Genomic DNA, 24,340 nt, shown 5'->3' with positions numbered 1-24,340 from the left:
GACCACGCAGACGGCGTTCACTCGCGAGCGGAGCGTGCCGACGATTCCGGCGAGTCGCTGAAAGCGACCGTCGTGGGGCGTTGCCGTTGTTTGTCTTCCGGAGCGTCCACGCCGCTTGCCCTTCCCTCGGCGAAGCGCATTTGCAGACCGCCCCCTTACAGCCGTCCGTGAGCCACGACGCAGTCGTCTACGACCTCGACGGAACGCTGGTGGAACTCGACGTCGACTGGGGGACGGTCACCAGTGCCGTCGCGGAGGCCCTCCGAGAGCGCGGCGTCGACACCGGGACCGGCGGGCTGTGGGGCATGCTGCAGCGCTCCGACGAGACCGGGCACCGCGATATCGTCGAGGCGACCATCACGGAGTACGAGCGCTCGGGCGCCCACAGCTCGCGGCGGCTCACGCTCGCCGACGGGCTCCCACACGATATCCCCGTGGGCGTCTGCTCGCTGAACGCGGAAGCGGCCTGTCGGCTGGCCCTCGAGGTCCACGAGATAGAGAGCGCGGTCCACGCTGTCGTCGGTCGCGATACGGTCGGGTCGGCAAAGCCGGACCCCGAAGGGCTGTTGTCGGTCGTCGACGACCTCGACGCCGAGCCGGACTCGACGGTCTTCGTCGGTGACTCAGAGCGGGACGCTGAGACGGCGCGGCGGGCCGGAACCGACTTCGCGTGGGCGAGCGAGTTCGATCAGCGCCGGTACCGGGCGTAGAGGTAGACGGCGGTGGCGGTCAGAATCCAGACCACCGCCCCGACGCGGACGGCGAACATCGCGCGCTCAGTCCACGTCGGGAGCGTCGTCCAGATGGAGGCTGCGGCCACGATAGGCGACCCCGCGAGGATAGTCGTGACGAAGGTGACCTGCATCACCCAGCCGAAGTCCACGCCGTCGGGGTCGGTCTTCTCGACTGCTGGCACGGGTGTGGGTTCCAAGCGGTGTGGCAAGGCGATTGCGGTTCCGGGCGTTATTTGACGGCCCGTGGTCAATCGAGCGCTATGACTGCCGACGAAGAGCGGCCGGAGATACCGGTCGTCTGTACGGCGTGTGAGACGCGAACGCAGGTCCCGTTCGACGACGTGGAAGCCGCCGTCTCCCGACACAACGAACAGCTACACGACGGGGAAGCGGTCGCCGAGGTAGACCCCGACGTGCTGGACGCGCTGACGGACCGCATCGGCCAAGACATGGGGCTGTTCGACGGCGACCCGAACACGTAATACGCCGGGGCGCCCGGCCACGGACATGACCACCGTCCGGGACCTGCAGGCGATGGCAGGTGACGAACAGATCACGATGCTGACGGCCTACGACGCGGTGACGGCGGCGCTCGTCGAACAGGCGGGGGTGGACGTCGTACTCGTCGGTGACAGCATGGGCAACGCCGTGCTGGGCCACGATGACACGCTTCCCGTGACCCTCGACGAGATGGCCGCCCGGGTCGGCGCGGTGGCTCGGGGTACCGACGACGCCCTCGTCGTCGCCGACATGCCGTTTCTCTCGGTCGGCGCCGACGAGGCCGAGAGCGTCCGTAACTGCGGTCGGATGCTCAAAGAGGAGGGAGCCAACGCCGTCAAGCTGGAGTCCGGACCCCACACCGTCGACCTGACCGAACGGCTGGCCGACCTCGGGATTCCCGTGATGGCCCACCTCGGGCTCACGCCCCAGAGCGTCAACCAGACCGGCTACGCACAACAGGCGACCGACCGCGAGGACGCCGAAGCCTTGCTCGACCTCGCGCGGGCCCACGAGGACGCCGGCGCGTTCGCGCTCGTGCTCGAACACGTCCCCGCGAACCTGGCCGCGCAGGTGACCGAGGCGCTCGACATCCCGACCATCGGCATCGGTGCCGGCGGCGACTGTGACGGCCAGGTACTCGTCTTTACCGACGTGGTCGGGCTGGCCGAATCGTCGCCGCCCTTCGCCGAACAGTTCGGGGACGTCCGCGGGGAAATCCGGGCGGCCGTCGACGGCTACGTCGAGGCCGTGGAGTCAGGCGAGTTCCCGAGTCGGGAACACGCCGAGTCGGCCGAGGACATAGACGACCTCTACTGAAGCGGGTCGTGACGGTGGGTAACCACGGGTTATCGGGGGTAAGAGGCCAACACTGAAACGACGAGCGGCGCAAGCCGGGCTGGTGGCTGAATCTTCGGAGTCGGCACAGGCCGAGGGCGAGGACATCCTCGACATCGAGATACGGCGAGGGCTGAGCGAACTACAGCGACCGACGACGGGGCTCTCGCTGTCCGGGCTCTCCGCGGGGCTGGATATCGGCTTCGGCCCGCTGTTGATGGGGGTGCTCCTGACCACAGCCGGCGTTGCTGGCACCGGTGAACTGACGAAGGAGCTGCTGCTCGCTTTCGCCTACGGGGTCGGATTCATCCTCGTCGTGCTGGGCCGCTCGGAACTGTTCACCGAGCACACGGCGCTCGCGGTGTTGCCGGTGCTCGACCGTCAGGCGACCGTGCGCCGACTGACACGGCTCTGGATAATCGTCTACGTGAGCAACCTCGTCGGCGCGGTCCTCTTCGGTGGGCTCATCGTCGCGGTCGGGCCGACCATCGGCATCGTCGAACCGTCGGTGCTCGTCGAACTGGCGCGGGTGTACACGGACCAGCCGGCAGTCGGCCTGCTCGGCGGCGGCGTGCTGGCGGGCTGGTTGATGGGGCTGCTCTCCTGGCTCGTCGCGGGCGCGGACAGCACCACTGCGCGGTTACTCGTCGTCTGGCTCATCGCGGCCGCTATCGGCATCGCGCATCTCCCGCACTGCATCGCCGGCTCGGTCGAGGTGACCTCCGGGGTGCTCGTCAGTCCGGAACTGGGTCCGATGGCGTTCGGCCGCTTCCTCGGGCTCTCGACCGTGGGCAACGCCGTCGGCGGCACGGTGTTCGTGTCGCTGCTGAAGTACGGGCACGTCGTCCGGAGCGGGCCGACGGCTCGGGATTTCCGGGAGGAGTGAGTCCCGGCACCCGAATCTTTATCGGGCCGTCAACAGACAGTGGGAACGTGGTTTACGAGACGGGCAACCGAACGGTAGACGACGCGGTCACACGCGTACTGGATGGCGAACGACTCGGCCGCCGGGAGGGGCTGGCGCTCATCGCCCAGCCCGTCGACGCCCTGGCCGCGGGCGCGGACTACGTCCGCTCGCAGCTGGGCGACGGCACCGTCGACGCCTGTTCCATCGTGAACGCCAAGGCCGGCAACTGCGCGGAGGACTGTGGGTTCTGTGCCCAGTCGGTCCACTTCGACACCGGCATCGACAACTACGGCTTCCTCGGTCCGGAGAAGATTCTGGAGGCCGCAAAGCGGGCCGAGCGCGACGGGTCACAGCGCTTCGGTATCGTCCTCGCCGAGAAGGGCGTCTCGAAGGAGCAACGCCCCGAGGAGTGGGAGGAGGTACTCGAAGCCATCCGGCTGGTCCGGGACGAGACTGATGTAGAGGTCGACGCCTCGCTGGGCATCCTCACGGAGGAGGAGGCCGCGATTCTGGCCGACGAGGGGTTGAACCACTACAACCACAACATCGAGACCTCCCCGCGGTACTTCCCGGAAATCGTCCAGAGCCACAGCTTCGAGGACCGCGTGGCGACGCTGGAAGTCGCGAAAGACGCGGGCATGGACCTCTGTGCCGGCGTCATCCTCGGGATGGGCGAGTCACCGACCGACCGCGTCGACGCGGCGATGGCGCTACAGGACATCGGCGTCTCCTCGCTTCCGGTGAACATCCTCAACCCCGTCGAGGGGACGCCCCTGGCCGAGCGGGGCCTCCCCGACATCACGACCGAGGAGGTGGTAAAGACCATCGCGGTCTACCGGCTCCTCCACCCGGAGGCCCGCGTGCGCCTCACCGGCGGCCGCGAGGTCAACCTCGACACGGACGGACAGGTCGCCGCCCTGGAGGCGGGCGCCGACGGTATCCTCACTGGCGACTATCTGACGACGGAGGGCCAGTCGCCCGCCGACGACATCGAAATCGTCGAGGAAGCCGGGCTGGAGCCAAACACCGACACCAACGAGTTCGACCCCGAGCGGGTCAAAGAGCGGGGCGAGGAGGCAGCGGCGCCGGAGACCGCGGCCGGTAGCGCCCAGAGCAAGTCCGAGCTCCAGTCCGACGACTGAGACGAACTGTCGTCAGCCGCTGTCGAACCCACGACAGCGTTAAGACCGTGATACCGGACCATCGACTATGGCAGTCGATGTCGAGGAACTCCGGTCGTTCTGTTCGTTCGGCCCCGACCGCGTCTACCTCCTGGTAGCTATCGCGCGGCGCAAAGAGAACCCGGAGACGAGCCACAGGGACCCGCCGACGATACGTGAGATCGTGGAGGGGCCGGCGGACCTCCGGCGGAAAGTCGATCAACTGGACCACGCGGTCAGCCGGTTCAAAGAGCGGTACCGGCTCTATCTCTCGGTGAACGCGAGGGACACGCTGGGCGCCACCTTCGAGCTTCGCCGGCGGATGGACGATTGGCTGGAGATGCGGCTCCACGGTAACGATGAGGTGGCCGCGAAGTTCCGGCGGGTCGACAGCGAGTTCAAATCGGTGCTCCAGTCCGACCGCTGTAGCGATGAGAGCTATTTCATCTTCGACCTCGACGACGCGTCGGCGGCCGACGCCGACCGATTGCGGGAGCGGCTAGCGGCCGAGACAACCGTGGAACTCGTCCGTGAGACGCCAAACGGCTACCACCTCGTCACGGCGCCGTTCGACTACACCGACCTGACGACGACCGTCGAGTACGAACTGAAGACGGACGGGCTGCTCTTCTGTTCGTACATCGGCGAAGCGTAACGAACGCGTACAAAGGGTCGGTCGGGGAAAGGGAGTCCCCGAACGTGTGACACTACGGAGCCGGATAGGCTCCGTGTAGAGAAACTGCGTCAGACACTAAAAAGATGGAGGTGCGTTTCGTCTGGAGATAACTAGATGTGAGGGCGCTGTGACTGGTTTTCCCAGCTTGGAACCGCAGCGGAAACCGTGGCTACTCGGAGAGCCCGAGCAGCGAATCCACGTCGACGCCGTCGGCGAGCAACCCCTGCATCCGGGTGACGGTGTCCGGGTCGCGGGTCCGGCCGGAGTGGAGCACGTCCTCGACGCGGTCGATGGTGGTCCGGGTGTCCGACTGGACGAGCAGGATGGGGACGTTCTCCTCCTCGGCGCGGCCCAGCACGGCGCTGGCCGGGCGGAACCCACCGGTGAGCAGGAGCGCCTTGATACCCGACGCCTCCAGCGCGGCGGTCTGGACCTCCGAGCGGTCGCCGCCGCTGACCATCACGGCGTCCCGGGTCCGGCGGAACTGGTCCAGCGCCTTGTTGCCGCCCATCGCGCCGACGGTGAACCGCTCGATGTGGGTGTCCGTCGACGCCTCGTTCGTGAGCACGTCCGCACCGAGGCTCCGGGCGAGCTCCCCGATGGTGATACCGGCGAGGTCCTGAACCCGCGGCAGCGCGCCGTAGACGGGAACGTCGTGGCTCTCCAGGAACGGCATGACGTCGTCGACGAGTTCGTCCATCGCCGAGTCGGTGACGCCGTTGAACAGCACGCCGTCGAGGCGGTCGCCGAGCTGGTCGGCCGCGGCCAGCACCTTGTCCGCGTCGCCGGTCGTCCCGTAGCCACAGACGAGCATCACGCGGGCGTCGAGCGCCTCGGCGATGTCGGCGTCCGTGAGGTCGACGATACCGCCGGTGTCGAGCCGGTCGCTGCCCTCGACCATCATGAGGTCGGTGTCGGCCGACAGCGCCTCGAAGTTCTCGACGACCCGCTCGCGAAGCTCGGCCGGGTTCTCGCGGCCCCGGACGGCCTCGCTGATGAACGTCGGCGAGTAGACGATGGGCTCCATCTCGTGCATCTCGGCGTCGAGGTCGAGTAGCTCGCGGGCGAGCATCGGGTCCTCGTCGCGCGTCTTCCCGACCGCGCTCTGGAGCCGGGTCCCCTTCGGTTTCATGTAGCCGACCGTCTTGCCGGCCTCCTTCGCTGCTTTACCCAGAGCGAGGGTGATAGCTGTCTTGCCGATTCCTTCTTCGATTGATGTGACGAGTAGCGTGTCGGTCATAGTTCCTCCTGGTCGAGCGTGAGCCGCAGGTCGACCGCCTGCACGCCGTCTGGCGTCGCGACGAGCGGGTTGATGTCCAGTTCGACGATAGCCGGGAAGTCCGTGACGAGCTGTGAGAGCCGCTGGACCGTCTCGACGAGGGCCGTCTCGTCGACCGGGTCACGGCCGCGAGCTCCCTGCAGCAGCGGCGCGGATTCGATATCGTCGAGCATCTCTCTGGCTTCGGGTTCGCTGACTGGTGCGACCCTGACGGTCGTGTCTTCGAGCACCTCCACGAAAATACCACCGAGGCCAAAGAGCAGTAGCGGGCCGAACTGCGGGTCCCGGTTCATGCCGAGGATGGTCTCGGTCCCCGAGTCGAGGTCGACCATCTCCTGGACCTGCACGCCCAGGATAGTGGCGTCAGACTGGTAGTTCCGCGCGCGGACGACGAGGTCCTCGTAGGTGTCCCGGACCTCCTCGGGCGGGACGCCGACCTCCACGCCGCCGATGTCGGACTTGTGGAGGATATCCGGGCTGACGATTTTCATCACGACTTCCTCGCCGATCTCCTCGGCGACGGCCGCCGCTTCGCCCGGGGAGTCCACGACGGCCCCCTGCGGGGTCGGGATGCCGTAGGCGTCGAGCAGGTCCATCGCCTCGACGCCCAGACGGTTCGTCTCTCGACGGCTCGCTGACTGGAGTATCTCCCGGGCGCGGTCGCGGTCCACGTCGAAGCGCTCGGGCGCCTCGAACTCGCGTTCCGAGATGTTCCGATACTCGGTCAGGGCGTCTAGGCTCCCGACGGCGCGGGCGGGGTCGAAGTACTGCGGGATACCGGCCTCGGTGAGTATCTCCTGGCCGGCGCCGACGGACTTCCCGCCCATCAGCGTCGTCGCGACCGGCAGACCGCTTTCCTGTTGCTGCTCGACGACGACCTCCGCGAGCTTCTCGAAGGAGAGCACGGCGGTCGGGCAGGCGACGACGACGGCCATCGAGACGTTCTCGTCGGAAAGCACCGTCTCCAGTGCCTGCTCGAAGCGCTCGGCCGGCGCGTCGCCGATGATGTCGACCGGGTTGTAGATGTTCGCCGCTTCGGGCATCGTCTCGCGGAGCTCCTCGAAGGTCTCGTCGGTGAACTCCGCGAGCGACAGGTCGGAGTCGCCGACGGCGTCGGTCGTCATCACGCCCGGGCCGCCGGCGTTCGTGACGATGGCGATCTCCTCGCCGTCGGGCAGGGGCTGGCCCGACAGTATCTGGGCGTAGTCGAACAGCTCCTGGACCGATTCGACGCGGAGGGTGCCGGCCTGTTCGAGCCCGGCCTCGTAGGCGCGTTCGGAGCCGGCCATCGCGCCCGTGTGGGAAGCGGCGGCGGAGGCACCCGCGTCGGTCCGGCCGGACTTGACGAGGACGATGGGCGTGTCCTGTGTCACCTCGCGCGCGGTGCGGATGAACTCCTCGCCGTCGTCGATATCTTCCAGATAGCCCAGAATCACGTCGGTGTCCGGGTCGTCCCCCCACTCGGCGACGAAGTCGCCCTCGTCGAGAATGGCCTTGTTGCCGAGCGAGACGATATCCTTGAATCCCACGTCGCGTTCGGCGGCCCAGTCCAGCACGGCCGTCACGAAGGCCCCGGACTGGCTCATGAAGGAGACGTCCCCCTCGGTGGCCATCTCGTTGCCGAAGGTAGCGTTGAGTCCTTTCGGCGTCGACATGACGCCGAGGCTGTTGGGACCGACGAGGTTGAGGTCGTACTCCTCTGCCACCTCGCGGAGTTCCCGCTCGCGGGCGGCCCCGTCGCTACCGGTCTCGCCGAACCCGGCGGTGATGACGACGACGTTCCCGATGCCGACCTCGCCCGACTGGCGGATGGCATCGACGGCGATGTGTGGCGGCACGACGACGACGGCCACGTCGATGCTCCCGGGGGAGTCGACGTCTCCGATATCGTCGTGACACGGGAGTCCGAGGACCTCGTCGGCGTTCGGATTGACCGCGAGAACCTCGCCGTCGTACGATGCAAGCAGGTTTTCCGTGATGGCGCGACCGACAGAACCCTCGGATTCTGACGCGCCGATCACGGCGACCCGTTCCGGCCCAAACAGCGTCGATAATCGTCCCATTCCTCTCGCTTGAAATTGCGATTCCGCGTGGAAATAGCTGCCGAAGCACGGGGATTGACAGGCTTAATCCCGCATAATAACTATCGTTCGTGATAGAACGGGGCACTGCAGAGAGCGGGTGTTTTGGGGGTGGCCGTCGAAGGCGGCCCCATGACAGACGACACGCTGCTCGCTCCCTTCGACGACGACGTCTTCAGGCAGGTCGCCGCGGCCAACGATATCGACTTCGAAGCCCTCCAGAACGCCGTGGCCGACCACCAGCGGACGATGCGGGAGAATCCGGGCGTCGAGGACCTCGTCTACGAGTGGCGCAAGCAGTACGACGACCCCGTTCTGGTCCGCACTCCGGACCTGTTCGTCGTCGCAGTGACACCGACCGTCTGGGAGGAGTACGGCGAGTACCTCGATTTCGAGCCGGACCGTCTGGCCGCCGTCTCCGCCGTCCATCAGGAACAGACTATCAGGACCGATGCCGTCGACGTCTCGGCGATACCCGAGGGCCACACCGCCCTCGTCGCCGGCCGTCACTGACCCCGACAGTTTTGCAGTGGCGACCAGATGCATGGCCATATCGGAAACTTGGTTTTTTCTTTCGTAAAATAGTTTTTCAGCAAGCGAAGTTTTAAGTGGGTTCCGCGAGTACGATAGAACGACAATGGCTACGCAAGAACACGTCAGTCGCGAGTTCGGAACCGTCGAAGAGAACGACCTCCGGCTCGACGTAGAGAAGGCAGAGCAGGTTATCGACGCCCTGAACCAGGACCTGGCGGACACCTACGTCCTCTACCATCAGGTGAAAAAGCACCACTGGAACGTCGAGGGCGCGGAGTTCCGCGACCTCCACCTGTTCCTCGGTGAGGCGGCCGAACACCTCGAAGAAGGTGCCGACGAACTCGCGGAACGCGCACAGGCGCTCGGCGGAACGCCCATCTCCGGCCCGGCCGCACAGGAAGAACACGCCTCGGTCGAGTACGAGGGCCAGGACATCTACGACATCCGCACGTCGCTCGAACACGACCTCGGAGTGTACGGCGACATCATCGAATCGACGCGCGACCACATCGAACTCGCCGAGAACCTCGGGGACCACGCGACGGCCCAGATACTCCGGGAGATTCTGGTTCAGGTCGAAGAGGACGCCCACCACATCGAGCACTACCTCGCGGGCGACACGCTCGTGATGGACTAGAGAAGAGAAAAGCAGCGGCGTCGGTCAGCGCCAGCGCTCGATAGTGAGGTCGGTCGCAATCCACCCTTCTTTGTTGCCGGACTCGGTGAACACCGTCCGGTCTGTGCGGCTCTCGTGTGCCGTCACGGTCGGTCGCTCCTCCGATTCCTCGTCAGGGACCGAAACTCTCTCGCCCTGTGTTGCCATTACTGTCGATTAGGTCTGCCTAAAGCAAAAAGGGTTTTGGTCTACCTAATTCCCGCGGCGGGCTTTTGTGTCCGACCGCGCAAGGGGGAGTATGAGCGACGCAGAGGACGACGTCACTGCCCTGCTGGGGGAACTCGTCAGGACGCTACAGGACCTGCAGACGGAGGTCGAGCCACGGACCGACAGCGGCCGCCCGCGGCCGCCGACACCCGGGGAGTTGCTCCGCTTTACCAGCGACGTGACGATTCCGGCCGCCATTCTCGTGTTGAAGACCAACATCGAGGCGCTGAAGCTGCTCCGCCGGGCGCTCAGGCTCGCCGAGGGGCGGCCGGCGACGGCGTCGACCCCGAAGGGAGTACAGGAGCGCGCGTCGGACCTGAGCCGGGCGACACTCGCTCGGCTGGACGACGCGCTCACCGACATTCAGGGGGCCGTCGAGGGCCGACCGGACGACGAGGAGGCCCGCGAGCTCCTATCGGAAGCGCGCCAGCTCCGGGCGGACCTCGCCGAGCAACTGTCCAGCGACGGGGATAATTCAGTCCCAACGGAGGGGACGGAGGTTCCGGTGGACGTCGACGCGGAGCTCCAGTCGATAAAGGACGACATCGACGACGTGAGTGACGGACCCGACGACACCGGCGACTGAGCCGCGGTCGGACGGCTCGGGCGAGGAATATAATCTAATAAACATAATGTTTTATTATGTCCGAGGTACTTCACTCGGTACAGATGCCCACCACAGAGTGTCCACAGACGCGCCGAGCGGAACTGTTCGTCAGGTCGGACCTGCCGACACCGTCGGAGCAACGCCGAGCAGCCATCGAGAACCGACTGTCCCAGCTCCGGGACGTGAGTGCCATCGACGAGTTCGGGACGACCGTCTGGGCAAAGCGCGTCCCGGTCGGGGACGAGGACTGCCCGGAGCGGGGCCGCTACGACGAGTTCGTCGACTGGGCCACCGACGCCGGGGCCTCGCTGGCGCCCTTCTTCGACACCCGCCTCTGTTACAGCTGGGAGACCGGCCGGAAGCGCACCGAACTCGTCATGCCGGCGCTGTGTCTGGCCATCTACGAGGACGACGAACTAGTTCAGGTCGCCCCCTTCGCCCGCGGCGGCACGCCACACTCCATCGAGGACTGTCTCGACGACCTCGATGCGAGCGGGGCACCGATGCCGGCCGGCGGAATGACCTTTTCGACCGCGGACTGAGGATATCTGTCATGTACACCGATACGGCTATCTCCGGGACCGTCGTAGGACACTCATCAGGTGTACAGTATCATGAGTCACAACACGAAGTTGTCGGTGTATCTCCGCTCGCCGGTCCCTGAAGGGACCGAACAGCGTCAAAACAGCGTTCTCGGGCGGGTCGATTCGCTCCGCCGGCAGGCGTTCGTCGACGAGGTCGCGGTCACGTACTGGCAGCGCCTGTCGACGGGGGTCGACCCGAAGGAGAGCTCGGACATCGAAGCGCTGGAACGGTGGGCCGCCGACAACGGCTGTACGCTCGCGCCGACGCTCGACCGTCACGACCGACACAGCGTGTTCCTCGGGAGCGACTCCGTCGTGACGCTTCCGGTCGTCTGTGTGGCCTACTGGGAGGACGACGAACTCCGCGGGGTCTTCCCGCACGTCGGCCCGTGTGGCCACTGTACCGTCGCCGACGGGCTCGACAGAGTCGAATCGGCGCTACGCAGCGGCGAACCGCTGGCGCACACGGGGGCCTAGCGGTAGTCGTCCAACCGCTGGCTCACACGGGGGCCTAGCGGTAGTCGTCCGACCGCTGGCTCAGACGGGGTCCCAGCGGTAGCCGCCCCACTCCTGACTCTCCGGGTTCCCGCTCTTGAGCCCTACGTCGGGGTCACGGAGCTCCTCGACGTACACCGGCTCGACGACGTCGCCGGTCTCCACGTCGTCGCTCGTCACCTGGCCCAGCGCTCGGACGAACGTGTCTTCGAGGTCCAGGTGCGAGATGTCGAACTCGACGATGGCCATGGTGTTTGGCTCGCGAACGCCGGGCGGCGTCGCCGTCGAGGTGGTCCAGGTGACGACCTCCGCCCGCTCGTCGGAGAGGTCCATCGTCTCCTCCTGCGGTTCGCCACACTCCGGACAGCGCGGATGCGTGGGGTACGACACGTGCCCGTTCGGACAGATACCGGCCTCGAGGGTCATTCTGCTGCCTCCATGATGGTGGTGATGACACAGTTGCCAAAGCCGCCGACGTTACACGCGAGCGCGGTGTCGGCCTCGACCTGCCGCGGCCCGGCCTCGCCGACGAGCTGTTCGTAAATCTCGACGCCCTGTGCGACGCCGCTGGCACCCAGCGGGTGGCCCTTGGACTTGAGCCCGCCCGAGGTGTTGATGGGCAGGTCGCCGTCCTTCGCCGTGGTACCGTCCACCGCCAGCTCCCAGGCGGTCCCCTGGTCGGCGACGCCGATACCCTCCAGCTGGAGGAACTCCAGAATGGTGAACATGTCGTGGAGCTCGGCCACGTCCAGGTCGTCGGGACCGAGGCCGGCCATCCCGTAAGCCTCCTTGCTGGACTCGACGACGCCGCCCATGACGGTCGGGTCGTCGCGCTCGTGGACGACGTGGGTGTCCGTCGCCCCGCCGATGCCGGAGACGACGGCGTACTCGTCCGTCATCTCCGCTGCGCGCTCCTCGGTCGTGAACAGCATGGCGGCGCTGCCGTCCGTGATTGGACAGAAGTCATAGAGGCGCAGCGGGTCCGCGATGATGGGCGACTCCAGTGCCTCCTCCATCGTTATCTCCTTCTGGAACTGCGCGTGGGGATTGTCCACGCCGTTCCTGTGGTTCTTCACGGCCACGCGGGCCAGCGACTCCCGGGGGGCGTCGAACCGCTCCAGATAGTGCCGGGCGGTCATGCCGGCAAAGGAGGGGAGGGTGATACCGTGCTTGTACTCGGCCGGGTGGGTGATGGAGGCGATGATGTCCGTCGCCTGTCCGGTGGTCTTGTGGGTCATCTTCTCCCCGCCGACGAGCAGCGTCATTTCGCTGGCGCCGGAGGCGACCGACTGCCAGGCCTCGTAGATGCCCGCCCCGCCGGAGGAGGAGGTCTGGTCGACCCGCTCGCTGTACGCGGGCAACACGCCCAGGTCGTGGGCCAGCATGTTCATCACGCCCGTCTGGCCCTCGAACTCGCCGCTGGCCATGTTCGAGACGTACAGGTGCTCTACATCCGTCGGTGTCACGCCGGCGTCGTCGAGACACTCCTCGCCCGCCTGTGAGAGGAGCTCCCGGAGCCAGGCGTCGCGCTGGCCGAACTTCGTCATCGACGCGCCGATTACTGCGACTCCCATAACTCGGTGCTCTCGTGGCTGTCGTGTATTCGTTACGGTCGGGCGGCTCTCACCGGCGTAATATCAACCGCTCGACCGGGCGACAGAAATCCGACAGTCCGGCCGACGCGACCTGTCACAGCGAGCGCTCGGGCGTTATCTCCGGTTCGGGCGTGTAGCGCACGGCCGCCTCCACGTCGAAGACGTCCCTGAGCAGTTCCTCGGTGACCACGTCCGTCGGCGGCCCCCAGTCGTACAGTTCGCCGCCGTCCAGCGCGACGATGTAGTCGGCAAAGCGGGCCGCCTGCGCGATGTCGTGGAGCACGACGGCGACCGTGACATCGCGCTCGTCGTTGAGTCGTTCGACGGTCTCCATCACGCGGAGCTGGTGGTGGAGGTCCAGATAGGTCGTCGGCTCGTCGAGCAAGAGCACGTCAGTCTCCTGTGCCAGGACCATCGCGATGAAGGCGAGCTGTTTCTGGCCGCCCGAGAGATTGCCGACGTTCTCCTCGCGGAGATGGTCGACGCCGGCGAGGTCGATGGCCCGCTCCACTGCCCGACGGTCGTCGTCACCGACGGCGCCGAAGAAGCTCCGGTACGGGTAGCGACCGTGGTAGACGAGGTCCTCGACGCTGACCGACCCCGGGGCGTCGTTCTCCTGTGAGAGATGGCCCAGCTCCCGGGCCAGCTCCTTTCCGCCGTAGCTCGCGATGTCCTCGCCGTCCAGCAGTATCTCGCCGCTGTCGGGACCCAGCTGGTCTGCGAGCGCCTTGATGACGGTGCTCTTCCCGCTGCCGTTTGGCCCGACGAGTGCCGTTATCTCGCCCTCGGGGATGTCGAGGCGGTCGACACTGACCACCGGACCGTCGCTGCTCGGGTAGCTGAGCTCGATATCGGTCGCCAAGAGAGCGCTGTCCGACGCGGACACGCCCGACACCGCCTCAGCAGTGCTGTCCTCCGTTCCGTCTGTTTGCTGTGTTGCCATCAGATATCACCCAGTTTCTGCCGTCGTCGCATCAGGTAGAGGAAGTAGGGTCCACCGACGAGCCCCGTCACCACGCCGACCGGGAGCTGTGTGTCTGTGACCGTCGGCCCGCCAGTGGCGAGCGTTACCGCGAGGGCGACGGCTCCGATACCGACGCTGAGAGCCGTGAACCGCGTGTAGCCCTCACCCAGCGTGACCCGGATACGGCGCCGGCCCGCCCTGCCGCCGACGAAGGTCGCGACACCGACGAGAACGGCGCCGACCCCGACACCGAAGCCCAGAATCGCGGGACCCAGTCGCGCTCCCACGTCGGCGACCGTCATCAGCGCGGGGCCGACGAACACCGACCCTAACAGGACCCGCCGGTAGTCGCTCCCGACGATAGTCCGGACCAGATGCGGGACGATGAGGCCGACGAACCCGACGACGCCGGCGACGGCGATGGCGGAGCTCGCGGCGAGGATAGCGACCCCGGAGAGTCCAAAGCGCATCCGCTCTACGTTCATCCCCAGTGACTGTGCGGTGTCTTCGCCGAGCACGAGCACGTTGAGATGTCGGCCGCCCACGAGCGCGACCGGCACGAGAACGGCCGTCCACGGGAGGACGGTGCGAACCTGCTCCCAGTCGACCCCGGTCAGTGAGCCGGTCGTCCACTGGAGCGCGGACTGGACTACCCCGAGGTTATCGGCGTAGAAGAACAGGGCTGTCTGGAGCGAGTTGAACACCGTCGCGACGATGATACCGGCCAGAATCAGGCGGACTGGACTCGTCCCGCCGTCCCACGATATCGCGTAGACGACGACGAAGGCGAGAGCGCCACCCAGCGCGGCGACGAACGGGAGCAGGGGCGCGAGTTCGGTGTAGACGACCAGCGTCAGGAGGACGGCAAGCCCGGCGCCCGCGTTGACCCCCAGCGTCTGCGAGCTGGCGAGTTCGTTGCGCGTGACCGCCTGAAATATCGCGCCCGCTATCGCCAGGTTCGCGCCGACGAGCACGCCGGTGAAGACGCGGGGGAGTCGGAGGAGCCAGACCACGATAGAGCGCCGCCCGACGTCCGGGACGTCCCCGCCGAGCAGAAACGCCCGCCAAGCACCGAGGTCGAAGATGACCGCAGGATTGAACACGGCTCGCCAGGTCTCGGACAGAGTCATCTTGAACGGACCGTAGCTGACCTGCACGAGTCCAGCGACGACTGTCACGACGACGCTCACGCCGATGAGTGAGACCAGCGACGCGTCTATCCACCCTCCAAAGCCCGACTCCTGCCGGCTGTGGCTCGTGGTCTCTCTCGCCATGCCCGGTTCAGTTGTTCCCGGCGATGATGTCCGTCACTCGGTCGCGGTCGAACAGCTCCCCGGAGAAGGTCTCCGGGTAGAGGTCTTTGGCGGTCCGTTCGACGAGCAGGAAGTTCGACAGCGGGCCCTGATACACCGGTCCACCGCGGTAGACACGGCCGTTCTGGACGGCGGTGAGTTCGCTCGCGACGTCGTCGGACTCCATATACGAGACGACGGTGTCCCGGAACTCCGCCGCCGACTGGCTCTCGTGGCCCTTCATGAGAACGACGTCGGGGTCGACGTCGAGCATCGTCTCGAAATCGATCTTCTCGCGGTTGCTGGAACTGAGCCCCTCGACGTCGCTCCCTTCGAGTGCGTCCTGCACACCGAGGTCGTCGAGGTGCTTGGTCCCGGTGCCGCCCTCGTTGAGACGGTAGGGCGAGAACTCCGCCGGTTCGTTGCCGGCACCGAACACGAGCATGACCTCGGGCCGCTCTGACTGTGGCGGCAGATTGTCCCCGACCCGGCCCTCGACGTACTCCTCATGCAAGGAGGCGAAGGCCTCGTAGCGCTCTTGTTGCTGGAACACCGCAGCGACCTTCTCGAAGGCCTCGTACAGGCTGTAGTACGGGTAATCGTGCCAGCCGTCCGTCTGCCGGAAGATGACGTTCCCGACGAACGGACCGCTGGTCTGGACGATGTTATCGATATCCGACTGTTCCCACCCTTTGAAGTTGTTGATGAGCCAGTTGGGGTCGATGAGGTGGACGTCGGAGCCCATGTTGATGAACTGCTCCTTGCCGACACCGCCATCGTAGAGCTGTTGCAGCGAGCTCTTGTCGATGTCGACGCCGAACTGCGTGTACCAGTCAGTGTGGAACCGGGGCTTGTTACCGATGCTCTGAAGCCCATCGGCCTGCCCCAGAGCGAGTCCCATCTCAGCGTAGCCGGGAGTGTACGTCGCCCACGTCTCCGGAACACTGTCGAAAGTGACCTCGCCCACCGGTTCCATGGTCACCGAGTACTGGTCCCCAGTCGGTGCCGAACCGGAATCCATCTCGTCACACCCGGCGAGCGCGCTTACAGCTGCTACCCCGCTGGCCGCCACGAAATCGCGTCGTTGCATATCATTTTTAGGGCCACCTAATACTGAAAAAGCTTCCCATTTTCAGACAATTATAAATCACGATTGTTCATTATATACGACGTCGTCCGTGGCCGACACAAGATATATAGACGTGCCATTGTGACACCTACACATGCAGGAGGCCTGGCTTCAGCTCCACTGTCCCGACTGCGACAAACTCTGGGAAGCGGCGCCGACCGATCTCCCCAGCCCCGACACGCGGTACACCTGTGACGACTGTGGCGCGGAGCGGTCGCTGTCCGAGTTCATGAAGACGACTCGCGACCTCGAACTACTGCGGGAGTTCCACGCGTAGCTCGGTTACTCCCACTGGGCAGGGCGGTGATTGTCGTAGAACGACACCGAAAAGGCCGCCCGGAACGGTGTCATCAGTACCGTCGTGATAAAGGAGTACCCGATGATGCCGGCTATCAGGACCAGGCTGAGTCCGGTCCCGCCCGTCGACCCGGAGATGCCGCTCGCACCGGTGCTCCCGGCTCCGGCAGTTGCCCCGGCGCCGAGTGCGCCCGCGCCGAAGATGGTGACCACGACGAGCGCGATAGCGGGCAACAGGAGCAACAGCCCCAGCAGGAGGTTCAGGACACCGAAACCGAGCGTCTGGACGATGTTGCGTTTCACGAGCCCGACGCTGCGCCGGTATCCCTCGATGACACCGACGTTGTCGGTGACGATGGCTGGCGCGTAGAACTGCAGGAAAAACATGACGAGCAGGTAGACGAGTCCCAGCCCGGCCAACACCGCGACGAAGACGATACCGATGGAACTGAGCACCGATTCGCTCTGGGCCGCCGAGAAGGTGAGACCGATAGTGAAAACCACCACGATGAAGGTGACGAAGCCGAAGACCGCGGTGATGACGAAGTTGATCAGGTTCCCGGCCAGCACCGAGACGTACTTCTTTTTCCCTATCTTGGTGAACGTCCCGAAGCCCGTCGCCCTGACTCGCCCCTCGTAGGTCATCCCCAGCAGACCGGCGAGAACGAACGGCGTAATGAAGAAGGTGACAATCTGGAACAGCCGCGGGACGAGCGGGATACCCATCAACGACATCGCCGTCTGTGGGAGAACGATAACCGCGTACAGCAGCCCCACCGCGAACACCACGGGATTACGTTTCAACACGCCGAACGACTCCGTTAACGACCGAATCGTTGCCATGGCCGCTACTATCCCAAATATCGCGTAAAACTCTGTTGAATTAGGCCTGACAATCGGGGATCGCAGTCAGTACCGTGCTCGCGCCGCCGCCTTCCACTCCTCGCCCCGCTCTACGTTCCGGGGCCGACGCCGCTTGCCGAACCTGGCCAGCCGCCCGGCCATCGTCCACTCGTCGACGTACTCCGCGGATTCACTCGCCGCTGCCGCCGCCGCGGCGGCCCGCTGACGGTCCGTGATGTGGGCGCTGACCGCCGCCGAGATAGCCGCCGCCTCGGCCTCGCTCGCGTCGTCCGGGATACTGACCCGAATCTCCGTCTGGGCGGCCGCCTCCGCTGGCGCGTCCGCCTCCGTGCCGTCGGTCCCGTCGTCGGTCTGTTCGAGTGATGACATTACAGTGGGATGTTGCCGTGGTCTTTCGGCGGGCTGTCCTCGCGCTTGCGCTGGAGCAGGTCCAGGTCGTCGATGAGCCGTTTGCGCGTCTCCTTGGGTTCGATGACGTCGTCGAGATAACCGCGTTTGGCCGGACCGTAGGGATGGGCGAACTCCTCGCGGAAGTCGTCCATCAGCTCCTGCCGTCTGGCGTCGGGGTCGTCGGCCTCGGCTATCTCGTTGCGATAGAGGATGTTGACCGCCCCGCGCGGACCCAGCACGGCCATCTCGGAGCCGGGCCAGGCGTAGTTCACGTCGCTGCCCAGGAACTTCGACGACATCACGATGTAGGCGCCGCCGTAGGCCTTACGCACGACGACCGACAGCAGCGGCACCGTCGCCTCGGCGTAGGCGTAGATGAGCTTCGCGCCGCGGCGGATGATGCCGTTGTGCTCCTGGTCGGTGCCGGGCATGAAGCCCGGGACGTCGACGAAGGTGAGGATGGGGATGTTAAACGAGTCACAGAACCGGACGAAGCGGGCGCCCTTCTCGGCGGCGTCGATATCGAGCGTGCCCGCGCTCACGCGGGGCTGGTTGGCGACGATACCGACCGACTGGCCGTCCATCCGGGCGAAGCCGGTGATGACGTTGCGCGCCCAGTTGCTGTGGACCTCGAACAGCGACTCCTCGTCGACGATGCGCCCGACGACCTGTGACATGTCGTAGGGTTTCCGCGGGGCCGACGGGACGATGTCCGTGACCTCCGGGACCTCGCGGTCGGGCTCGTCCCAGGGCTCGACCCGCGGGGGCTCCTCCATGTTGTTCTGGGGCAGGTACGACAGGAGGCGGCGGATGTTCTCCAAGGCCTCCTCCTCGGAGGGGTACGAGAAGTGGGCGACCCCAGACTTCGTCGAGTGAGAGCTGGCCCCGCCGAGTTCCTCCTTCGACACCTGCTCGCCGGTGACCGTCTCGATGACGTTGGGCCCGGTGATGAACATGTGGCTGGTGTCTTGCACCATGAACGTAAAGTCAGTCAGCGCCGGCGAGTAGGTCGCGCCGCCGGCACAGGGGCCCATGATGGCCGAAATCTGGGGAATGAGGCCGCTGGCCTTGGTGTTGCGCTCGAAAATCTTCGCGAAGCCGACGAGCGAGTCCACGCCCTCCTGAATCCGGGCCCCGCCGGAGTCGTTCAGTCCGATGACGGGGACGCCGTTCTCGATGGCCTTGTCCATCACTTTGCAGATCTTGTCGGCGACGACCTCCCCGACGGAGCCCCCGAGGACGGTGAAGTCGTGGGCGAAGAGGAACACCTTGCGGCCGTCGACCTCGCCGTAGCCGGTGACGACGGCGTCGCCGGGGAAGCGCTTCTCCTCCATCCCGAAGTTCGTCGAGCGGTGTTCGACGAAGGTGTCGACCTCCCTGAACGACCCCTCGTCGACGAGGAAGTCGATGCGCTCGCGGGCGGTCATCTTCCCTTTCTCGTGTTGGGACTCGATGCGGGACTCGCCCCCGCCGAGTTCGGCCTCGCGGCGTTTCTCGCGGAGCTCCTCGATGGGGTCGTCAATCGCCTCGGTCTCGTCTTCTTCCTGTTTGCTCATGTTACCACTCCATCCCGCCGTTGACCCCGAGTACCTGTCCGGTCATGTAGCTCGACTCTTCGCTGGCGACGAAGCGCACGATGCCGGCGATGTCCTCGACGGTGGCGAACCGGTCGAGCGGTATCTCGCGCAGAATCTTCTCCTGGACGCGTTCCGGGACCTCGTCGAGCATGTCCGTCTCCACGAAGCCCGGCGCCACGCAGTTGGCCGTCGCGCCGGTGTGGGCGAGTTCGAGCGCGAGCGTGCGCGTGAATCCGAACAGCCCCGACTTCGTCGTGGCGTAGTTCGCCTGCCCGATGTTGCCCTGCTGGCCCACGACGCTCGATATGTTGATGAGTCGCCCGTGGTCCGCGCGTTTGAGGTCCTCGTAGAAGATGTCGGTACAGTTGAACACGCCCCCGAGGTTGACGTTCATCACCGTGTCCCAGTCCTCCCGGGTCATCTTCTCGAACTTCTTGTCGATGGTGATGCCGGCGTTGTTGACGAGCACGTCGACGTTGCCGAACTCGTCGGAGACCTCCCGGCGCATCGCCCGCACTTCGTCGGCTTTGGCGACGTCGGCCTGGGCGGCGATGGCGTCGCCCCCGCTCTCGCGGATCTGCTCTACGACGGCGTTGGCCTCTGCCTCCGAGGAGCGGTAGTTGACCACGACGTTCGCCCCGTGGTCGCCGAGGTCGGTCGCGATCCCGCGGCCGATCCCGCGCGACGAGCCCGTCACCACGCAGGTCTGGTTTTCGAGGTTCATCCCGTGGGACGACCCCCGTCGATTCGTGTACTCATTGCTCGACTAGTGAGCCAAAGCACAGCCAGATAATAGTTCGCCTTAAACGAGGGTAAGGGCGGACGCGCAAATATTATTATCGTGTCGAATGTTGTCAATTGCCGTCCCGACTGGTTCTCACGTAGGAATTATATTGACGGATTCGACGAAAGCGCGAAATTGTTTGGCCAACCTAAAACAGAACATTCTTTAGGGTGGCCTAAAGATTCCGCACCATGACAGAGCAGGACATCTGCGTGATGGTTCCGACGATTCGGAACCCCGAATGCATGACCGAATACTTCGAGAACGCCCGCGAGCACGGGTTCGACCTGGACCGGCTGTTCGTCGTTCTCGTCACCGAAGACTTCTGTGACGCCGAGTCGATGCAGGCGATGCTCGACGCGGAAGGCGTCGACGGGACGGTCTTCGACGGCGAGGCCCGCAGCGAGTGGTACGCCGAACAGGGCATCGAGGAGTTCTCGCATCTGGTCCCCGCGGCCAGCCACGCCCAGACCTCGTTCGGACTGCTGTATCTGTGGGCCCACGAGTTCGAGTACGGCGTCTTCATCGACGACGACACCGCGCCCCACGACTCGGTCGACTTCTTCGGGACCCACATGGACAATCTCGCCTTCGAGGGCGAAATCGAGCGGGTCCGTTCCGACGAGAACTGGGTGAACGTCCTCTACCAGAACGAGGAGGACCACGGCCTCTACCCGCGTGGCTATCCCTACGCGGCGATGGACGAGACCGTCGAGATGGACACCACCGAAGTCGAGCGCGTGGTCGCCTCGCAGGGCCTCTGGACGAACGTGCCCGACCTCGACGCCGTCCGCATCCTGATGGACGGCGACCTGCAGGGCCAGGCGCAGACCCGGACCTCGGACGCGGACTTCGACGGCGATTTCGTCGCCGCCGACGGGCACTACCTGACCGTCTGCTCGATGAACCTCGCCTTCCGCCGGGAGGTCGTCCCCGCGTTCTACCAGCTGCCCATGGACGACAACGAGTGGGACGTGGGTCGCTTCGACGACATCTGGTCGGGCCTGTTCCTCAAACGGGCCTGTGACGTGCTGGGCGGGAAGATATACAACGGCGACCCGCTCTGTGAACACAACAAGGCCCCGCGGTCGACGTTCTCGGACCTCACGAACGAAGTCCACGGCCTCGAACTGAACGAACACGTCTGGGAAGAGGTCGACGCTGTCGGCGACGACGCCGACTCCTACGAAGCGGTGTTCCGTGCGATGGCCGACCGTCTGGCCGAGGGCGACTACGAGGACTGGGAGAACGGCGCCTTCCTCAACCACTGCGGGGAGTACATGCGCGACTGGCTCGACTGCCTGGACGAAGTGGCGGCCGCGCGGACGGCGAAACCGACCGCGCCCGCGGCGGACGACTGAAAAACGCAAGCCATTTAGGTAAACCTAAAACATACTCAACCAACGATGACTGATTCCACAGGCGGTTCCTCACGTCGGCGGTTCCTGGCGCTGGGTGGCGCCACCGCTGCCGGCTCGCTGGCGGGCTGTTTCGGACTGTTCAACAACGACAACACTCAGGTCGGCGTCTCGCTGTCCGATTTCCGCGGCTCCGGTCCGCTGGTCGAACAGCGCGGCCAGCCCGGCGGCACCTCTATCACTGACCTCCCGCCCCTGGAAGGCGACCTGACCGTCTACGTCGGCGGCGGCGAAGGCGGGCTCTACCTCGACCTCCTCTCGCTGTTCGAGCAGGCCTACAGCGGCTTCACCGTCAACCACAAGGTCGAGGGGTCGAGCAGCCTCGCAAACACCATCGTCTCGGAGTACGAGAACGACGCGACACGGGCCGACGTGTTCATGTCCGTCGACGCGGGGTCGCTGGGCGCGGTGGCGAACGCCGGTGCGACCCGGTCCCTGCCGAGCGAAGCCCTCGACGCCGTGCCCGGCAGCTTCCAGGACGGGGACGGGCGCTGGGTCGGGTTCGCGGGCCGAGCGCGGGCGATTCCGTACAACAGCGACCGACTCTCCGAATCGGACATCCCCAGCTCCGTTCAGGAGTTCCCGAACACCGCCGCTCTGGAGGGGGCCATGGGCTGGGCGCCGACCTACGGCGCGTTCCAGTCGTTCATCACTGCGATGCGGCTCAACCGCGGCGACGACGCCGCGAGATCGTGGCTGCAGTCGATGCAGGACCACGGGGTCACCGAGTACGGCAACGAGTTCGCTATCTCGAACAGCGCGGCCGACGGCGAGCTCGCGGCCGGCTTCGCCAACCACTACTACTCTCTGCGGGTCCGCTCTGGCCGACCGAACGCGCCGCTGGAACTGGCCTTCACCGAGGGCGACGCGGGCGCGCTGGTCAACGTCTCCGGGCTGGAAATCCTCGACGGGACGAGCAAGGCCGACCTCGCGGCGAACTTCGTCCGGCACGTCCTCTCCTCCGAGGCTCAGGAGTTCTTCGCCACCCGAGCCTACGCCTACCCGATGATCTCCGGGGTACAGCCGGTCGGCGGACTCCCGCGCATCGACGACCTGAATCCGCCGGATATCGACCTCACCGAGCTGGCCGACATCTCGGGCACCGTCGACCTGATGCGCGAGGCCGGCCTCACCATCTGAGATGGGGACGAGCGACCGACTGGAACGGCTCCGCGAGCAAGCGGGCGTCGGCGGCCGCGACGCCAGCGAGCCGACGGTGCTCGCAGTCGTCGTCCTCGCCATCTCGCTCCTGCTTGTCTCGCCGATAGCGTGGGTTCTCATCACGGCGAGCGAGATGCCGACCGGTCGCCTCGTCGAACTCGTCCTCAGCGAGACGACGACCACGGTCACGGTGAACACGGTCGTGCTCGTCGCCACCGTCACCGCGATGTCAGTGCTCGTCGGCGTTCCACTGGCGATTCTCACCGTCCAGACCGACCTCCCGTTCAAGCGGTTCTGGACGATAACGTCCGCCCTGCCGCTGGTCGTGCCGAGCTACATCGGCGCCTTCGCGTTCGTCTCGGCGTTCGGTCCCCGCGGCGAGCTCGCGGACCTGCTCGCGCCGCTGGGCGTCGAGCAGATTCCGACTATCTACGGGCTCCACGGCGCGGTCCTCGTGTTGACGCTGTTTACGTACCCCTACGTCTTCCTGACCACGCGGGCGTCGCTCATCTCCTTCGACGGGACCGTCGTCGAGGCCGCCCGCACCCTGAACCACACGCGCTGGCAGGCGTTCAAACGTGTCACGCTCCCCCAGATCGCCCCGGGTATCGCCGCCGGCGCCCTGCTGGTGGCCCTGTACGCGCTCTCGGATTTCGGGACGCCCGCTATCATGCGCTACGACGTGTTCACGCGGATGATATTCGTCGAGGAACAGGCCCGGAATCTGGACGCCGCCGCCGTCCTCTCCTTGCTCTTGCTCGTACTCGCGATGGCGATACTGGCCGTCGAGTCGCGTATCGGCGCGAGCCGCGACGGCGCGTACGTCGCCAGCGGTGACCGCCGGGCGGGCGAGATCGAGCTCGGCTACTGGAAGTACCCCGCGATGGCCTTCTGTGCCGCCATCGCGACGCTCTGTCTCGCGCTCCCTGTCGGCATCCTCACGCAGTGGCTGCTCCGGGCGAGCGAGAGCGCCCCGTCGGGCTTTCAGTTCACCGCGACCCACGTCGTCAACTCCGTCGGACTGGCCGCCGGGGCCGCGGGCCTCTGTGTCGTCGTCGCGCTGCCGATAGCGTATCTCTCGGCCCGCGGGGACGGCAAGCTCTCCTCGCTGCCCGAGCGGGTGTCCTACGTCGGCTACGCCGTCCCCGGCGTCGTCATCGGTCTCTCGCTCATCTACCTCGCGCTCCGCTTCGTCCCGTTCCTCTACCAGAGCCTCTTCGTGCTCGTGTTCGCCTACGTCGTGCGCTTCCTGCCACAGGCCGTCGGCACGACCGAGTCCTCGATTCTGCAGGTCGACCCGAGCTACATCGAGGCGGCCCGCTCGCTGGGCTACGGGCCGATAACGTCGTTCCGGAAGGTCGTCCTCCCGCTGGTCGCGCCGGGCATCGCCGCCGGGGCGGCGCTGGTCTTCCTGACGACGATGAAAGAGCTGCCGGCGACGCTCATGCTTCGCCCCATCGGCTTCGAGACCATCGTAACGTACATCTGGCTGGTCCGCGGAGCAGCATACCAAGGACAGGCAGCCGTCCCGGCGCTGATTCTCGTCGGCGTCTCGGGGCTCTCGATGCTCGTCATCCTCAGACAGGAGGGGTAA

The 24,340-nt window shown here is 65.9% G+C and carries 28 protein-coding genes; 15 read left to right on the top strand and 13 right to left on the bottom strand.

The genetic code is table 11. From position 1 onward, the window contains the following. The first annotated feature begins 167 nt into the window (after nt 1-167). Nucleotides 168-710, top strand: a complete 543-nt coding sequence (locus NDI56_RS04460; RefSeq protein WP_310918228.1) for an HAD family hydrolase — start codon at nt 168-170, stop codon at nt 708-710. Here NDI56_RS04460 and NDI56_RS04455 read toward each other — a convergent pair. Then, entirely contained in the window at nt 689-916 is a 228-nt protein-coding gene (locus NDI56_RS04455; protein WP_310918227.1) for a DUF5822 domain-containing protein, read from the bottom strand. The genes NDI56_RS04460 and NDI56_RS04455 overlap by 22 nt on opposite strands. 78 nt (nt 917-994) lie before the next feature. Here NDI56_RS04455 and NDI56_RS04450 point away from each other — a divergent pair, with 78 nt between their 5' ends. The 5 genes from NDI56_RS04450 (at nt 995) to NDI56_RS04430 (ending at nt 4,791) form a co-directional block, all read left to right on the top strand. Next, entirely contained in the window at nt 995-1,216 is a 222-nt protein-coding gene (locus tag NDI56_RS04450; RefSeq protein ID WP_310918226.1) for a DUF8149 family protein, read from the top strand. 25 nt (nt 1,217-1,241) lie between these two features. Continuing rightward, nucleotides 1,242-2,051, top strand: a complete 810-nt coding sequence (gene panB, locus NDI56_RS04445) for a 3-methyl-2-oxobutanoate hydroxymethyltransferase (protein ID WP_310918225.1) — start codon at nt 1,242-1,244, stop codon at nt 2,049-2,051. Nucleotides 2,052-2,133: 82 nt separating this feature from the next. Then, complete coding sequence (locus tag NDI56_RS04440) at nt 2,134-2,955, top strand: formate/nitrite transporter family protein (RefSeq protein WP_310918224.1); 822 nt, start codon at nt 2,134-2,136, stop codon at nt 2,953-2,955. A gap of 47 nt (nt 2,956-3,002) precedes the next feature. Further along, the gene (gene bioB / locus NDI56_RS04435) at nt 3,003-4,118 is read left to right on the top strand and encodes a biotin synthase BioB (RefSeq protein ID WP_310918223.1); all 1,116 of its coding nucleotides are present in this window, start codon (nt 3,003-3,005) and stop codon (nt 4,116-4,118) included. 67 nt (nt 4,119-4,185) lie between these two features. Then, complete coding sequence (locus NDI56_RS04430; RefSeq protein WP_310918222.1) at nt 4,186-4,791, top strand: hypothetical protein; 606 nt, start codon at nt 4,186-4,188, stop codon at nt 4,789-4,791. Between the two features lie 190 nt (nt 4,792-4,981). Here the strand turns inward: NDI56_RS04430 and NDI56_RS04425 are convergent, their stop codons facing one another. Together NDI56_RS04425 and acs are read right to left on the bottom strand one after the other, a co-directional pair. After that, nucleotides 4,982-6,052 carry a phosphotransacetylase family protein gene (locus tag NDI56_RS04425; RefSeq protein WP_310918221.1) on the bottom strand — a complete coding sequence of 357 codons (1,071 nt, stop codon included), beginning with the start codon at nt 6,050-6,052 and terminating at the stop codon, nt 4,982-4,984. Next, the gene (gene acs, locus NDI56_RS04420) at nt 6,049-8,154 is read right to left on the bottom strand and encodes an acetate--CoA ligase alpha subunit (RefSeq protein ID WP_310918220.1); all 2,106 of its coding nucleotides are present in this window, start codon (nt 8,152-8,154) and stop codon (nt 6,049-6,051) included. The genes NDI56_RS04425 and acs overlap by 4 nt, the downstream gene beginning before the upstream one ends. Nucleotides 8,155-8,304: 150 nt before the next feature. Here acs and NDI56_RS04415 point away from each other — a divergent pair, with 150 nt between their 5' ends. After that, nucleotides 8,305-8,685 carry a DUF8048 family protein gene (locus NDI56_RS04415; protein WP_310918219.1) on the top strand — a complete coding sequence of 127 codons (381 nt, stop codon included), beginning with the start codon at nt 8,305-8,307 and terminating at the stop codon, nt 8,683-8,685. A 124-nt stretch (nt 8,686-8,809) separates the two neighbouring features. Next, entirely contained in the window at nt 8,810-9,343 is a 534-nt protein-coding gene (dpsA, locus tag NDI56_RS04410; protein WP_310918218.1) for a DNA starvation/stationary phase protection protein DpsA, read from the top strand. 24 nt (nt 9,344-9,367) lie between these two features. Here the strand turns inward: dpsA and NDI56_RS04405 are convergent, their stop codons facing one another. Further along, nucleotides 9,368-9,529: a hypothetical protein gene (locus NDI56_RS04405; protein ID WP_310918217.1), complete on the bottom strand. Its 162-nt coding sequence runs from the start codon at nt 9,527-9,529 to the stop codon at nt 9,368-9,370. Between the two features lie 91 nt (nt 9,530-9,620). On the opposite strand from NDI56_RS04405, the gene NDI56_RS04400 reads away from it, so the two are divergent. From NDI56_RS04400 to NDI56_RS04390, 3 genes are all read left to right on the top strand, one after another. Further along, nucleotides 9,621-10,175, top strand: coding sequence for a DUF7547 family protein (locus tag NDI56_RS04400; RefSeq protein WP_310918216.1), 555 nt, complete (start codon nt 9,621-9,623; stop codon nt 10,173-10,175). A gap of 83 nt (nt 10,176-10,258) precedes the next feature. Then, entirely contained in the window at nt 10,259-10,738 is a 480-nt protein-coding gene (locus NDI56_RS04395) for an HTH domain-containing protein (RefSeq protein ID WP_310918215.1), read from the top strand. Between the two features lie 72 nt (nt 10,739-10,810). Then, nucleotides 10,811-11,257, top strand: coding sequence for an HTH domain-containing protein (locus NDI56_RS04390; protein ID WP_310918214.1), 447 nt, complete (start codon nt 10,811-10,813; stop codon nt 11,255-11,257). 60 nt (nt 11,258-11,317) lie between these two features. Here NDI56_RS04390 and NDI56_RS04385 read toward each other — a convergent pair whose 3' ends face one another. The 5 genes from NDI56_RS04385 to NDI56_RS04365 form a co-directional block, all read right to left on the bottom strand. After that, nucleotides 11,318-11,701, bottom strand: a complete 384-nt coding sequence (locus NDI56_RS04385) for a Zn-ribbon domain-containing OB-fold protein (protein ID WP_310918213.1) — start codon at nt 11,699-11,701, stop codon at nt 11,318-11,320. Next, nucleotides 11,698-12,849 carry a thiolase family protein gene (locus NDI56_RS04380; RefSeq protein WP_310918212.1) on the bottom strand — a complete coding sequence of 384 codons (1,152 nt, stop codon included), beginning with the start codon at nt 12,847-12,849 and terminating at the stop codon, nt 11,698-11,700. Before NDI56_RS04380 ends, NDI56_RS04385 begins: the two co-directional genes overlap by 4 nt. Nucleotides 12,850-12,964: 115 nt before the next feature. Continuing rightward, nucleotides 12,965-13,813, bottom strand: a complete 849-nt coding sequence (locus tag NDI56_RS04375) for an ABC transporter ATP-binding protein (RefSeq protein WP_310918211.1) — start codon at nt 13,811-13,813, stop codon at nt 12,965-12,967. Then, nucleotides 13,813-15,108 (bottom strand): FecCD family ABC transporter permease, encoded by a 1,296-nt coding sequence (locus NDI56_RS04370; protein WP_310918210.1) that lies wholly within the window; start codon nt 15,106-15,108, stop codon nt 13,813-13,815. The genes NDI56_RS04375 and NDI56_RS04370 overlap by 1 nt, the downstream gene beginning before the upstream one ends. A 7-nt stretch (nt 15,109-15,115) precedes the next feature. Next, a complete protein-coding gene (locus NDI56_RS04365) occupies nt 15,116-16,216 on the bottom strand; it encodes an ABC transporter substrate-binding protein (protein ID WP_310918209.1) in 1,101 nt (366 codons plus the stop codon). Nucleotides 16,217-16,349: 133 nt separating this feature from the next. Between NDI56_RS04365 and NDI56_RS04360 the strand changes: the two genes are divergently transcribed. Then, nucleotides 16,350-16,532 carry a DUF7836 family putative zinc-binding protein gene (locus NDI56_RS04360; protein WP_310918208.1) on the top strand — a complete coding sequence of 61 codons (183 nt, stop codon included), beginning with the start codon at nt 16,350-16,352 and terminating at the stop codon, nt 16,530-16,532. A 5-nt stretch (nt 16,533-16,537) separates the two neighbouring features. On the opposite strand, the gene NDI56_RS04355 is transcribed toward NDI56_RS04360, so the two are convergent. The 4 genes from NDI56_RS04355 to NDI56_RS04340 all read right to left on the bottom strand — a co-directional run bounded on the left by NDI56_RS04355 (nt 16,538) and on the right by NDI56_RS04340 (nt 20,107). Further along, nucleotides 16,538-17,395 (bottom strand): DUF7847 domain-containing protein, encoded by an 858-nt coding sequence (locus tag NDI56_RS04355; protein WP_310918207.1) that lies wholly within the window; start codon nt 17,393-17,395, stop codon nt 16,538-16,540. A gap of 66 nt (nt 17,396-17,461) precedes the next feature. After that, nucleotides 17,462-17,785 (bottom strand): DUF8022 family protein, encoded by a 324-nt coding sequence (locus NDI56_RS04350; protein WP_310918206.1) that lies wholly within the window; start codon nt 17,783-17,785, stop codon nt 17,462-17,464. After that, nucleotides 17,785-19,362, bottom strand: coding sequence for an acyl-CoA carboxylase subunit beta (locus tag NDI56_RS04345; RefSeq protein WP_310918205.1), 1,578 nt, complete (start codon nt 19,360-19,362; stop codon nt 17,785-17,787). The genes NDI56_RS04350 and NDI56_RS04345 overlap by 1 nt, the downstream gene beginning before the upstream one ends. A gap of 1 nt (nt 19,363) precedes the next feature. Beyond that, a complete protein-coding gene (locus NDI56_RS04340; protein WP_310918204.1) occupies nt 19,364-20,107 on the bottom strand; it encodes a beta-ketoacyl-ACP reductase in 744 nt (247 codons plus the stop codon). Nucleotides 20,108-20,358: 251 nt separating this feature from the next. Here NDI56_RS04340 and NDI56_RS04335 point away from each other — a divergent pair, with 251 nt between their 5' ends. Genes NDI56_RS04335 through NDI56_RS04325 form a run of 3 tightly spaced genes read left to right on the top strand, consistent with a single transcriptional unit; the run spans nt 20,359 to nt 24,340 of the window. Continuing rightward, nucleotides 20,359-21,528: an alpha-1 4-glucan-protein synthase gene (locus tag NDI56_RS04335; protein WP_310918203.1), complete on the top strand. Its 1,170-nt coding sequence runs from the start codon at nt 20,359-20,361 to the stop codon at nt 21,526-21,528. 45 nt (nt 21,529-21,573) lie between these two features. Further along, a complete protein-coding gene (locus NDI56_RS04330) occupies nt 21,574-22,725 on the top strand; it encodes an extracellular solute-binding protein (protein WP_310918202.1) in 1,152 nt (383 codons plus the stop codon). Between the two features lies 1 nt (nt 22,726). Beyond that, nucleotides 22,727-24,340, top strand: a complete 1,614-nt coding sequence (locus NDI56_RS04325; RefSeq protein ID WP_310918201.1) for an ABC transporter permease — start codon at nt 22,727-22,729, stop codon at nt 24,338-24,340.

Source organism: Halomicroarcula saliterrae (genome assembly GCF_031624395.1).
Lineage (GTDB): Archaea > Halobacteriota > Halobacteria > Halobacteriales > Haloarculaceae > Haloarcula > Haloarcula saliterrae.
Note: the sequence above shows the minus strand (reverse complement) of the source record. Positions and strands in the feature narration are given on the sequence as shown.